General features: G+C 68.9%; 12 protein-coding genes. 9 read left to right on the top strand and 3 right to left on the bottom strand.

The window, feature by feature from the left end; translation table 11 throughout:
• Nucleotides 1-716: 716 nt before the first annotated feature.
• Entirely contained in the window at nucleotides 717-2,159 is a 1,443-nt protein-coding gene (locus ASD78_RS17710; protein ID WP_056103906.1) for a PLP-dependent aminotransferase family protein, read from the bottom strand.
• A 245-nt stretch (nucleotides 2,160-2,404) separates the two neighbouring features.
• On the opposite strand from ASD78_RS17710, the gene ASD78_RS17715 reads away from it, so the two are divergent.
• The 5 genes from ASD78_RS17715 (at nucleotide 2,405) to ASD78_RS17735 (ending at nucleotide 8,695) form a co-directional block, all read left to right on the top strand.
• Nucleotides 2,405-5,428, top strand: a complete 3,024-nt coding sequence (locus ASD78_RS17715) for a TonB-dependent receptor (RefSeq protein WP_056103909.1) — start codon at nucleotides 2,405-2,407, stop codon at nucleotides 5,426-5,428.
• 395 nt (nucleotides 5,429-5,823) lie between these two features.
• The gene (locus ASD78_RS17720; RefSeq protein ID WP_056103912.1) at nucleotides 5,824-6,711 is read left to right on the top strand and encodes an AraC family transcriptional regulator; all 888 of its coding nucleotides are present in this window, start codon (nucleotides 5,824-5,826) and stop codon (nucleotides 6,709-6,711) included.
• A gap of 55 nt (nucleotides 6,712-6,766) precedes the next feature.
• On the top strand, nucleotides 6,767-7,288 hold the full coding sequence (locus tag ASD78_RS17725; RefSeq protein ID WP_156087863.1) for a hypothetical protein: 522 nt from the start codon (nucleotides 6,767-6,769) through the stop codon (nucleotides 7,286-7,288).
• Nucleotides 7,278-7,847, top strand: coding sequence for a cytochrome P460 family protein (locus ASD78_RS17730; protein ID WP_056103918.1), 570 nt, complete (start codon nucleotides 7,278-7,280; stop codon nucleotides 7,845-7,847). Before ASD78_RS17725 ends, ASD78_RS17730 begins: the two co-directional genes overlap by 11 nt.
• 374 nt (nucleotides 7,848-8,221) lie before the next feature.
• Complete coding sequence (locus tag ASD78_RS17735; protein WP_055900741.1) at nucleotides 8,222-8,695, top strand: DUF1456 family protein; 474 nt, start codon at nucleotides 8,222-8,224, stop codon at nucleotides 8,693-8,695.
• A 52-nt stretch (nucleotides 8,696-8,747) separates the two neighbouring features.
• Here ASD78_RS17735 and ASD78_RS17740 read toward each other — a convergent pair whose 3' ends face one another.
• Nucleotides 8,748-10,181, bottom strand: a complete 1,434-nt coding sequence (locus ASD78_RS17740) for an NAD(P)(+) transhydrogenase (Re/Si-specific) subunit beta (RefSeq protein WP_056103921.1) — start codon at nucleotides 10,179-10,181, stop codon at nucleotides 8,748-8,750.
• Nucleotides 10,178-10,489 carry an NAD(P) transhydrogenase subunit alpha gene (locus ASD78_RS17745; protein WP_055900736.1) on the bottom strand — a complete coding sequence of 104 codons (312 nt, stop codon included), beginning with the start codon at nucleotides 10,487-10,489 and terminating at the stop codon, nucleotides 10,178-10,180. The genes ASD78_RS17740 and ASD78_RS17745 overlap by 4 nt, the downstream gene beginning before the upstream one ends.
• A 135-nt stretch (nucleotides 10,490-10,624) precedes the next feature.
• On the opposite strand from ASD78_RS17745, the gene ASD78_RS17750 reads away from it, so the two are divergent.
• The 4 genes from ASD78_RS17750 to ASD78_RS17765 are packed head-to-tail and all read left to right on the top strand — an operon-like array spanning nucleotide 10,625 to nucleotide 12,479.
• A complete protein-coding gene (locus ASD78_RS17750; protein WP_056103924.1) occupies nucleotides 10,625-10,969 on the top strand; it encodes a hypothetical protein in 345 nt (114 codons plus the stop codon).
• A 3-nt stretch (nucleotides 10,970-10,972) separates the two neighbouring features.
• The gene (locus tag ASD78_RS17755) at nucleotides 10,973-11,563 is read left to right on the top strand and encodes an RNA polymerase sigma factor (protein ID WP_235566538.1); all 591 of its coding nucleotides are present in this window, start codon (nucleotides 10,973-10,975) and stop codon (nucleotides 11,561-11,563) included.
• Entirely contained in the window at nucleotides 11,560-11,976 is a 417-nt protein-coding gene (locus tag ASD78_RS17760; RefSeq protein ID WP_056103931.1) for a hypothetical protein, read from the top strand. Before ASD78_RS17755 ends, ASD78_RS17760 begins: the two co-directional genes overlap by 4 nt.
• Before the next feature lie 5 nt (nucleotides 11,977-11,981).
• Nucleotides 11,982-12,479 (top strand): DUF3106 domain-containing protein, encoded by a 498-nt coding sequence (locus ASD78_RS17765; RefSeq protein ID WP_056103934.1) that lies wholly within the window; start codon nucleotides 11,982-11,984, stop codon nucleotides 12,477-12,479.
• The last annotated feature ends 184 nt before the right edge of the window (nucleotides 12,480-12,663 follow it).

The raw sequence follows: 12,663 nt of genomic DNA on the forward strand, positions 1-12,663 counted from the left end.
ATCTCGCACGGGAGGGTTGTCTAGGCAAGCCCTTCTCTTTGGTTACTTTCTCTTGGGCTAGCAAGAGAAAGTGACCCGCACGCGCAGCGGGCGGAAGCCTTTGGCTTAAGTAACGAAACCAACGCAGCAAACGGAATTCGCGATCGCGGCTTACGCCGCTCCCACAGAAAACAAAAAAGCAGAAAGCGAAGCCGATCCGCATCGAAACTCGCGCGACAGCCGGAGGTCGCGGTCGCGGCTTACGCCGCTCCTACCCCAAGGCGGGTGGCAAGAGAAAGTGGTCCGCTCGCGCAGCGGGCGGAAGCTGTTGCTTAAGAACGAAACCAACGCAGCAAACGGAATTAGCGATCGCGGCTTACGCCGCTCCCACAGAAAACAAAAAAGCAGAAAGCGAAGCCGATCCGCAGCGAAACTCGCGCGACAGCCGGAGGTCGTGGTCGCGGCTCACGCCGCTCCTACCCCAAGGCGGGTGGCAAGAGAAAGAGACCCGCACGCGCAGCGGCGGAAGCTGTTGCTTAAGAACGAAAGCAGCGCAGCAAACGGAATTCGCGATCGCGGCTCACGCCGCTCCCACAGAAAGCAGAAGGCAGAAGGCAGAAGGCAGAAGGCAGAAGGCAGAAGGCAGAAGGCAGAAGGCAGAAGGCAGAAGGCAGAAGGCAGAAGGCAGAAGGCAGAGGCAGAAGGCAGAAGGCAGAAGGCAGAAGGCAGAGACAATCTCACCCGCCCCCCACCTCCCTCAAACACTCCCCAAACAACCTGGCCGCCTCCCCGATCTCCGCCACCGACATCGCCCCGAACCCCATCAGCAGACCGGCACGATCCGGCGCATGCAGGTAATACGGCGCGATCGAGTACAAGCCCAGCGCGCGCGTCGCCGCATGCGCGATCAGCGCCTCGCCCTGGGCCGCGTCGCGCCCGCGCAGCCATACCAGCAAGTGCATGCCCGCATGCGAATCCTCGATCTCGATGTGCTCGCCGCAATGCGTGCGCAAGCCGTCGAGCAAAGCCGTGCGGCGCTGCTTCAAGGTCTTGCCGGTGCGGCGCAGGTGGCGCTCGAAACTGCCGTCGGCCATGAACTGCGCCAACGCCGCCTGTTCGATCCCGGGCGAGCCGAAATCGTCGACCCATTTGGCCGCGATGAAATCGTCGCGCAGGCTCGGCGGCACCACGATGTAGCCCAGCCGTAACGACGGAAACAGCACCTTGGAGAAGCTGCCGACGTAGACCACCCGCCCGCATTCGTCGAGCGAGCGCAGCGCCGCGTGCGGCTGCGCGTCGTAGCGGAATTCGCCGTCGTAGTCGTCCTCGAAGATCCAGCAGTCGTGGCGGCGGGCGTAGTCCAGCAAGGCCAGCCGTCGCGGCAGCGACATCAGCGCGCCGGTCGGGAACTGATGCGAGGGGGTCGCGCAGATCAGCCGCGGCGGTTCGTCGGGCAGATCGTCGGTGCGCAGGCCTTCGCGATCGATCGCGACCGGGACCAGGCGCGCGCCGTGGGTGTACAGCGCTTCGCGCGTGGCGAAGTATTGCGGCTCCTCGATCACCGCCGCATCGCCCGGATCGAGCAGTACGCGTGCGGTCAGGCTCATCGCCTGCTGGGTGCCGGCGACGATGATCACGTCCTCGGGCGAGCAGATCACGCCGCGCCGGTGCGCGATGTATTCGCTGGCCGCGGCGCGCAGGGCCGGGTTGCCGTGCGCGGTCGGATAGGTCGGCGGCGTATACAGCGCCGAGTGCGCCAGCGCGCGCGACCAGGCCGAAGTCAGCAGCGGATTGGTGAACGGCACGCCGTACTGGAAGCTGTAGCGCGCGCCCTCGACCCGGCGCCCGGGCATGTGCGCGTGATCGTGGCAGGCGCGCAGGCGGCGGATGTAGTCGGTCTGGGCCAGGCCGCGTTCGGCCGGCCGGGCCGCCGGCGCAGCCGGAGTGATCGGCGTGGCGACGTAACTGCCCGAACCGATCCGCCCCTGCATAAAACCCTCGGCGCGCAGCTGCTCATACGCCGCCAGCACGGTGTTGCGCGACACCTCCAGCTGTTGCGCGAGCGCGCGCGTGGGCGGAAAGCGCACGCCCTGGGCGACGCGCCCCGACAGCACGGCGTCCTTGAGCGCGCGCACCAGCTGGCCTTGCAGCGGGCCGCGTCCGTCTAGCTGCAGATGCATGGGAGGTCCCGATTGGCTCCATGGATGCGGGCGCGTCCGATCCGCCCGGCGACCAATCTATCGGGCGGGATGATGCCGGCACAACATGACCAATGGGAGCGTCAACACAAATCGCCACATCCGCGCAGTCACCGCACGAGTCCGGCATAGCTTTTCAGTCGCGGACCGCGCAACGCCGATAGTTAAGGATTCGTAATTTCACTGAGCCGGCCAACGCATGGCCCTTACTCAGCGGAGTTATCGCAATGCCCTCGCATACCCTCAGTCACGCCATCCGACGAGCGCTGTTCGCCAGCGCCGCCGTTTCCAGCGCGGCGCTGCCGCTGGCGGCCCACGCCCAGGCCGCGGAAGAAACCCAGGCGACCACCCTGGACCGGATCGAAGTGACCGGCTCGCGCATCAAGCGCACCGACATCGAAACCTCGCAGCCGATCTTCTCCTTGAGCCGCGAAGACATCAGCTCGCAGGGCCTGACCTCGATCGGCGACGTGATCCAGAACATCACCGCCAACGGATCGGCGATCAACAGCACCGTCAACAACGGCGGCGACGGCCAGACCCAGGTCGATCTGCGCAATCTCGGCGCCAACCGCACCCTGGTCCTGGTCAACGGCAAGCGCTGGGTCGGCGGCGCCGGCCTGGGCGGCGTGGTCGATCTCAACACCATCCCGACCGCCGCGGTCGAACGCATCGAAGTGCTGAAGGACGGCGCTTCGACCATCTACGGTTCCGACGCCATCGCCGGCGTGGTCAACGTGATCCTGCGCCAGAACTACGAAGGCGCCGAAGCCAACGCCTTCATCGGCACCTACGCCGACGGCGACGGTTACCGCGAGTCGTTCGATTTCACCGTCGGCGCCGCCTCCGACCGCTGGACCGCGATGCTCGGCCTGGCCTACGTCAAGGAAGAGCCGGTGCTGGCCGGCGACCGCGAGATTTCCAAGGAGCCGGTCCACGGCACCGGCAACGCCTTCGGCAGTTCGACCACGCCCAACGGCCGCTTCGCCCTGTGCACCGGCACCTTCGATCCGATCTTCGGCACCTGCTCGGTCCCCGAAACCCGTCCCAACGGCACCACCGGCCAGTTCACCTACAACGACGGCCAGTCGGGCACGAACTGGCGCAACCGCACCGGCGACGACCTCTACAACTTCGCGCCCAACAACTACCTGATCACCCCGCAGGAACGGCGCTCGGTGTTCGCCTCGGGTTCGCTCGACATCACCGACAACCTGCGCTTCCTGACCACCGTGACCTACAACAATCGCCGCTCCGAACAATTGCTGGCGGCGATGCCGATCGTGCTCGGCAGCGGCCCGGGTGCGGGCCTGCAGCCGCGGACGGTCACGATCAGCCCGGACAGCCTGTACAACCCGTTCGGCACCACCGTCTCGCGCATCCAGCGCCGCGCGATCGAGACCGGCGGGCGCTCGTTCCGCCAGGACATCGACACCTTCGCCACCAACCTGGGCTTCGAAGGCACGCTCAACTTCGCCGACAAGCCGTTCGACTGGGAGGCCGGCTACTTCTACGGCGAGAACAAGCAGAACACCGTCACCGACGGCCTGTTCAACCTGCTCGCGCTGAAGAACGCGCTGGGTCCGTCGATGATCGACACCGTCGCCGGCCGCGCCACCAGCGGCCGGCCGATCTGCGTCAGCAATCCCGGCGACGCGACCTCGATCATCCTGGGCTGCGTGCCGATGAACCTGCTCGGCGCGGTCGGCTCGATCACGCCCGAGATGCTGGCCTACTCGACCTTCGTCGCCCACGACGCGGTCGGTTTCAAGCAGAAGACCTACTACGCCAACATCGGCGGCGACCTGTTCAACCTGCCCGGCGGCCCGCTGGCGTTCTCGTTCGGCCTGGAGCATCGCGCCGAGAGCGGCTACTTCCAGCCCGACGCCCTGATCGCCTCCGGCAACACCACCGGCAACGCGGCCGCGCCGATCTCCGGCGGCTTCTCGCTGGACGAGGCCTACCTGGAACTGGCGGTACCGGTGCTGGCCGACATGCCGTTCGCCAAGCTCTTGGATTTCTCGATCGCGACCCGCTATTCGGATTACAGCAACGTCGGCGACACGCTCAACAGCAAGTTCGGTTTCCGCTGGAAGCCGACCGACGACCTGCTGATCCGCGGCAATTGGTCCGAGGGCTTCCGCGCTCCGGCGATCGTGGAGCTGTTCGCCGGCACCGCGGACTCGTTCCCGACCATCGCCGATCCCTGCAACCTGGCGCGCTTCCCCAACCTCTCGCCCGCCGCGCAGGCGCGCTGCCTCGCACAAGGCGTGACCCCGGGCGGCTACGACCAGGGCAATCCGCAGATTCGCATCAACGTCAGCGGCAACCCGCTGCTGGAACCGGAAAGCAGCGAATCGACCACCCTGGGCTTCGTCTACAGCCCGAGCTGGCTGGAAGGATTCGACGTCACCCTGGACTGGTGGAAGATCGACATCGACAACGCCCTGGTCGCGCCGACCGGCCAGTTCATCCTGGACGAATGCGTGGTCGGCAACGTCCAGCGCTTCTGCAACTACACCCGCGCGCCCGGCGGCGCGGTCGCCACCTTGCTGTCGCAGCCGGTCAACATCGGCGGCCTGCGCACGGAAGGCTTCGACATGACCGTCAACTACAAGCTGCCGGAAACCCGCTGGGGCAAGTTCAGCTTCAACTGGGACACCACCTATGTCGCCAAGTCCGAGAGCGATCTCGACGACGACGGCATCTTCGGCGAGCGCCTCAACGACGTGCCGCGCATCGGCCAGCGCGTGGAGGACTGGCCGATCGACGAATCCGCCAACGAACCCGGCGAATACATCACCGGCAGCAACAGCTGGCGCATCCGCTCCAACCTGATGGCGCGTTGGGAGAAGGGCGACTTCGGCGCGACCTGGAACGTGCGTTACTTCTCGCACCAGGACGAGCGCTGCCAGGCCATGGTCGACTACGGCTACAGCTTCCTGTGTTCGGACCCCGACCGCATCATTCCCATCCCGGTCGACCTCAACAACAACGGCGTCTGGGACGGCGAAGCCGGCGGCGACGCGATCCGCTCGATGGCCGAGGCCGAGAACAAGATCGGCGCGACCACCTACCACGACGCCAGCGTGTACTGGAACACGCCCTGGAACTCCAAGGTCACCATCGGCGTCAACAACGTGTTCGACAAGGACCCGCCGCGCTCGGTGCAGGCCTTCGCCAACAGTTTCGACGCGGCCTACGAGGTGCCCGGACGCTTCATCTACTTCCGCTACACCCAGAAGTTCTGAGCCCACGCAAAAACCCTGTGACACCGGCGGCCCCGCGAGGGGCCGCTTTTTTTCGCGTCTTCGGCACAGCCGAACGACAGCCCGCGTCGATCCGGGCGGGCGCCCGCGGGACAGCGCCGGGGTCGCGCCGGGACCACCATTTGCGGCGTCCGCGGTGCTCCCTCTCTCTCTCGAAGCAAGGTCGACGCTAGTCCGGCACGCACGAAACCACGGCACAGCGCAGCCACCGTCCGCAGGCATGCCCGGGAATATTTCCCGGGCTCTTTTTCGGATCCCGCAGCGGCTTCCGATTGGCTCCATCGCGTTCGCGACAATTGGTCCTCCAGCCCGCGCGCAACGCTGGGTAGGGTGATCGCAACGGCGCCGGAAGCGCCTTCGAATCGCGAGAGCCCCCCGTGAACCTGCGCTACCACCCCCTCCGCTTCGCCGAAAACCTCGACCTCAGCGCCGCCAGCGGCGACGCCCTGCACCTGCTGCGCGCCTCGGCACGCGGCGCGCAACTGGAACTGCCGGCGCAGTGGATTTCGTTCTGCCTGCCGCTGTCGGGCCGGCTGCGCTGCGAAGCCCAGGACAGCAGCTGGGAGATCGACGCGGGCCATGCCCAGGTCTGGCGCGAAGGCCTCCTGCGCTGCAGCGCGCGCCAGCCCTGCGGCTGGCTGGCCCTGGCCGGCTCGCAGGCGGCCTGGGCGCGCTACCTGCGCACGAATCGCCACGGCGAGGACGGCAATGCGGACAGCGGCGGCGCCGACCTGTTCCCCTGGGAAGGTGCGTCCAGTCGCGACCTGCGGCGCCTGACCGTGCGCCTGGCGCGACGCGCGCGCGACGTCGAGGACGACATCGAGCCCTTGCTCGAAGCCCTGTGCGCGGCCCTGATCGACCAGCAACGCGACCTGCACCAGCGCCTGCAGCGCTGCAGCGGCCGCACCCTGCGGCGGCGCCAGCAGACCCTGCTGCGCCTGTTGCGCGTGCAGCACCTGATCCGCCGTCATCCCGACGCGCGCCTGGACCTGGCACGGCTGGCGCGCAGCGCGAGCTACTCGCCCTGCCACCTGATCCGCATCTACCGCGACGTGTTCGACGAAACCCCGACCGAATACGCCGCGCGCCTGCGCTCCGACCGCGCCTGGCGCATGGTCCGCGAGACCCGCATGCCGGTGTGCGAGATCACCGAGGCCCTGGGCTTCGAAAGCCAGAGCGCGTTCTGCCGTGCCTTCAAGCATTCCTTCGGCCTGACCGCGACCGAAGCGCGGCGGATGGAATGCGCCGAACCGCAGGCCGCCTGAGCCCGCTCCCACGAACCATCGCACCGACCGCCGCAACCCCGACGAGGACCACCGCATGCCCCGCTCCGCTATGCCCACCACCCGCAGCCTGCTGCTGTGCGTGCTCGCCGCCGGCCTGGTCGCCGGCACCCTGGATATCGTCTACGCCACCACCTTCTGGGGACTGAAAGGCGTGCCCGCGCAGCGCATCGGCCAGAGCATCGCCGCCGGCGTGCTCGGCAAGGACGCGTTCGGCGGCGGCAACGCAACTGCCGCGCTGGGTCTGGTCCTGCACTACTTCATCGCCACGATGATGGCCGCGGCCTACGCCCTGGTCGCGCGCCGCTGGCCGGCGCTGGTCGCGCGTCCGGTGCGCTACGGCCTGCTGTACGGCCTGCTGCTGTACGCGTTGATGACCTACGTCGTGGTGCCGCTGTCGGCCCTGCCCGGCCCGGCCGCCGCCAATACCTTGTGGATCGCATGCAGCATCGTCGCCCACGCGCTGCTGGTCGGCCTGCCGATCGCGCTGATCGTGCGCCGCGGTTTCGCCGGCGGCGATCGCGCCCACGGCCAGGAGCTCGCCGCCGATGCGCGCTGATACCGCGGCACCGCGCCGCCGCACGGTGATCGCGCTGGCCTTGGTCGTGGCCGGCGCGCTCGGCTCGGGCCTGGCGATCTCGGCCGGCTACGCCGCGCCCGAACCTACCTCAGCCGACCTCACCTCAGCCGAAGCCGCCGCGCACGCGCCGATCGCCTTCCCGCAGGGCTATACGCGCTGGACCCATATCAAGAGCGGCCTGATCCCCGCCGGCCATCCAGCCTTCGCCAGCTACGGCGGCCTGCACCACATCTATGCCAACGAACTGGCCCTGGCCGGCTACCGCGACGGCCGGTTCGCCGACGGCGCGATGCTGGCCTACGACCTGTTCGAAACCCGCGTCACGCCCGACGGCAGCATCGACCAGGGCCCGCGCCGCCACGTCGACGTCATGGTCAAGGACGCACGCCGCTACGCCGCCACCGGCGGCTGGGGCTACGCCGAGTTCGCCGCCGGCGCGGACGCCGACCGCCTCAACAGCGGCCAGCGCGCCGGCTGCGCCGCCTGTCACGAACACCGCAAGGCCCAGGGCTACGTCTTCAGCGAACTGCAGGGCTGAGCGACCACGCATTCCCCGACGGTGGCCAGGGACGGCCGCCGCCCTTGTAGGACCAGCACTCGCCTCGGATTCGCATCGCCGACCGCCGTTCGACGCGCCCGGCGTCGAATCCAGCGCCCTGTCCGGCCCGAAAAGCCCGTCCCGGACCCGCCCGAAACTCGTCCAAGCCCGCCCGAAACCGGTCCGATACCCATTCCGGACCGATATCGGCGCGCCCGATCGCGCCCGAAATGCGAAAATCCCGTCTCGCGGACGTCCCGGCGCATGCCGGGCGCCGCGATGCACGCGAAGACGCAGCAGCCACCGGCGCCCTGGCCAGCGGGCACCGCAGACTTCATCTCCGGTAGCACCGGCCCGGCTCGGCAGGACAGGCAATGATCAGCAACGACGTACTACGCAGCATCCGTTACATGCTCGACCTCAGCGACAACAAGGTCGTCGAGCTGGTCCAGCTCGCGGACCCCGGCTACGCCATCGACAAGACCCAGGTCCAGGCCTTCCTCAAGAAGGACGAGGACGAAGGCTATGCCGAATGCAACGACGCGGTGCTCGCGCGTTTCCTCGACGGCCTGGTCTATCACTACCGCGGCCGCGACGAGAGCCTGCCGCCGCGCCCGTTCGAAAAGCGCGTCACCAACAACCTGGTGCTGAAAAAGCTGCGGGTCGCGTTCGAGCTGAAGGACATCGACATGCACCAGGCGTTCGCGGACGCCGGTTTCCCGGTCTCCAAGCCGGAGCTGAGCGCGCTGTTCCGCCAGAGCGACCACAAGAACTACCGCGCCTGCGGCGATCAGCTGCTGCGCAATTTCCTCAAGGGCCTGACCCTGCGCGTGCGCGGCGGCCAGTAAGCCCGATCGAGGTGCGCCGCGCTCGCGCCGGCGCAACCTCCAGGCCGGGCGGCTAGTGCCCGCCGTCCAGCGCCTTGAGCTCCGACACCAGCGCGCTGGCCATCTCGGCGCCGTCGCCGAACAGCATGCGGGTGTTGTCGGCGTAAAACAGCGCGTTCTCGATGCCGGCGAAACCGGTGCCCTTGCCGCGCTTGATGACGATGGTGTTCTTGGAATTGACCACGTCCAGGATCGGCATGCCGTAGATCGGCGAGGCCGGGTCGGTCTTGGCGACCGGGTTGACCACGTCGTTGGCGCCGATCACCAACGACACGTCGGTGTTGGGGAATTCCGGGTTGATGTCGTCCATGTCGACGATCATGTCGTAGGGCACGCCGGCCTCGGCTAGCAGCACGTTCATGTGGCCGGGCATGCGTCCGGCGACCGGATGGATCGCGAACTTCACCTTGACCCCGCGCTCGGTGAGCTTCTGGGTCAGCTCCCAGATCTTGTGCTGCGCCTGCGCCACCGCCAGGCCGTAGCCCGGCACGATCACCACGCGCTCGGCGAAGGCCATCATCGCGGCCACGTCGCCGGCCTCGATCGGCTTCTGGCTGCCGCTGATCTCCTGGGCCTGACCGCCGCCGCCGAAGTTGGAGAACAGCACGCCGGTGATCGGCCGGTTCATGGCCTTGGCCATCAGGCGCGTCAGCAGCATGCCGGCCGCGCCGACCATGGTGCCGGCGATGATCAGGGCCTCGTTGCCCAGCACATAACCTTCGAACGCCACCGCCAGACCGGTCAGGGCGTTGTACAGCGAGATCACCACCGGCATGTCGGCGCCGCCGATCGGCAGCGTCATCAGCACGCCCAGCGCCAGCGCCACCACGAAGAAGGCGATGATCGCCGGCACGTTCAGGGTCAGCACCACGACCGCGCCCAGCGCGACCAACACCAGCGCCACCGCGGCGTTGAAGATCTGCTGGCCCGGGAACACCACGCGCCGGTCCAGGCGCCCGTCGAGCTTGGCCCAGGCGATGATCGAACCCGACAGCGAGACCGCGCCGATGGCCGCGCCGATCACCGCCAGCACCAGGGTCGTGGTCGGCAGCTGCATGTCGACGTGGCCGGATTGCAGCTGCGCGATCAGCGGATCGCTGGTCTGCAGGCTGGCGAAGCGCAGCAGCTCGACCGCGCCGATCGCCGCCGCCGAACCGCCGCCCATGCCGTTGTACAGCGCGACCATCTGCGGCATGTCGGTGATCGCGACCTTCTTGCCCGAGATCCAGGCCAGGCCGGTGCCGATCGCCAGCGCCAGCAGGATCAGCACGATGTTGTGCAGCTCGGGCAGCAGGAAGGTGGCCGCGGTCGCGATCACCATGCCCATGCCGGCCCAGCGGATGCCGCTGCGCGCGGTGACCGGCGAGGCCATGCGCTGCAGGCCCAGCAGGAACAGGGTCGCGGCGACGAAATAGCTGGCCGACGCCAGCAGCACTTGCGCGCTCATGCCGCGCCCCCGGACTTGCCGGCCGGCTTCTTGCTGGCCTTGAACATCTCCAGCATGCGTTCGGTCACCACGTAACCGCCGGCGGCGTTGCCCGCGCCCAGCAGCACCGCGACGAAGCCGATCGCTTTTTCCAAAGTGGTGTCGGCGTGGCCCAGCACGACCATCGCGCCGATCAGGACGATGCCGTGGATGAAGTTGGAGCCCGACATCAGCGGGGTATGCAGGATCACTGGTACCCGCGAGATGATCACGTGGCCGGCGATCGCCGCCAACATGAAGATGTACAGCGCCACGAACCCGTCGCCCATCTTTGCCTTCCCCATGCGATGTCTTCCGCATCATAACGTTCCATGAACCGGGCGCCAGCGTTGTCAACCGCAGCGACGGCCGGGCGTTTGCCTCCTCACAGGGGTCGAAACGCATCCGCCGACGAGGAAAACCACATGAAGCGCACACCTTATCTGCTCGCTCTGGTCTGCCTGGGCGCCGCCCTGGGCCTGGCCGGCAATGCCGTCGCCGGCGACCGTGGCGACCGGGTCGAGCACCGCATGGAACGCCATGGCGAGCGCATCGACCGCCGCCTGGACCATCGCGGCGACCGCATCGAGGCCCGCAGCGACCGTCGCGCCCAGGTCCTGGCCGCGCACGGCCATGCGCGCGCCGCCGCCCGCGTCGACCGTCACGGCGAGCGTGCCGAGGCCCGCCTGGACCGTCGCGGCGACCTGGCCGAAGCGCGCTGGGAACGCCGCGGCGAACGTTACGACCGCCGCTGGGACCGCCGGCATTAAGCCTTGAGCCGTATGCTGCAACTCGTGTCCGCCGAAGCCGACGATCTGGCTCTGGTCGCGCCGCCCGCCGGCGCGACCGAGCGCAGCCCCGCGACGCTGGAGGAATTCCTCGCCGGCATCGGCACGCGTGCGTTCCGTTTCGCCGAACTCGGACTGCGCCAGCGCGACGACGCGCTGGACGCGGTCCAGGACGCGATGATGAAGATGCTCGGCTACGGCGAGCGGCCGGCCGCGGAATGGACGCCGCTGTTCTGGAGCATCCTGCGCAGCCGCATCGTCGATGTGCAGCGCCGGCGCACGTTCCGGCTGCGCTGGCTGATGCCGGCCGCGCGCGAGGACGAAACCCCGCTGGACTGGGCCGACGGCGGCCCCGACCCGGCGCGCACCCACGACGGCCGCGAGGCCTACGCAAAACTCGCCGATGCGCTGGGCACCCTGCCGCGCCGGCAACGCGAGGCCTTCAGCCTGCGCGTACTGGAAGAACTCGACGTCGCCACGACCGCGCGGGCGATGGGCTGCAGCGAAGGCGCGGTGAAGACGCATCTGTCGCGCGCGCGCGAAGCGCTGCAGCGACAACTGGAGGACTGGCGATGAACCGCAACGACCCGCGCTACGGCGCCGACCCGGGCACCGGCGACGACGAGCGCCGCTTCGACGAGGCCGCCCGCGCCCTGCATCGGCAGGCGCTGGGCGCCGTGTCCCCGGCCACCCGCGCGCGCCTGCGCACGGCCCGGCACGCCAGCGTCGAACGCGCGCGCGCGCCGCGCCGCGGCCTGGGCTGGGCCCTGGCCAGCGGTTGCGCGGCGGTGTTCGCGCTGGCGATCGGCGTGCAGCTGCAGCGCGCGCCGCAGACCGCCGCCCCGCCGGTGGCGACGCCCCCGGTCGCGATGCTGCCCGCACCCGAGGCCGCCGCCTACGACAACGCCACGGCGTTGGCGTCGCTGGACGAGAATCCCGATTTCTACCTGTGGCTGGCGTCCGCCGACGACCTGCCCGCAACGGAGTAAGCCGCATGTTCCGCCTTCCGTTCCGCCCTGCCCTGACCGTCGCGCTCGCCCTGACTCTGCTGGCCGCGGCCCCCGCGTTCGCCGGCGGCCCGCAGGCGCGCGCGCCCAAGGGCGCTGCGCCGCCGCCGGCCTGGGAACAACTCAGCCCGCAGCAACGCGAGCAGTTGATCGCGCCGGTGCGCGACCGCTGGAACGCCGAGCCCGACGAACGCCAGCGCATGCTCGATCACGCCCGCCGCTGGCAGCAGATGAGCCCGGACGAGCGCAAGCGGGCGCGCCACGGCATGCGCCGCTGGGAAGGCATGAATCCGGAGCAGCGCGAGGAAGCGCGCGCGCTGTTCGGCCGCATGCGCAACCTCAGCGACGCCGAGCGCGAAGCCCTGCGCGAGCGCTGGCGCGCGATGACGCCGGAGCAGCGCCGCGAGTGGATGCAGCGAAACGCGCCCAAGGCGGGCGAACGCTCGCGCCGCGATTCCAGGGACGAGGCCCGGCCGGAGCGCTGAGCGGCGGCGACGCGGCGTCGAAGCCTGTTGCGCCGACGCACGCGGAATGTCCGTGCCCCGCTCGCGGGTTTGGCGCGCCCGCAGCACGGCGCTGAATCACGGGACACGCGCCTGGCAGGGATGAGGAATCGGTCGCTCGTCGCTTAGCGGCGTGCGCACCGCATCGACACCAGAAAACCGCCCG

Origin of the sequence: Lysobacter sp. Root667 (assembly GCF_001427715.1) — a bacterium.
Classification (GTDB): domain Bacteria; phylum Pseudomonadota; class Gammaproteobacteria; order Xanthomonadales; family Xanthomonadaceae; genus Lysobacter.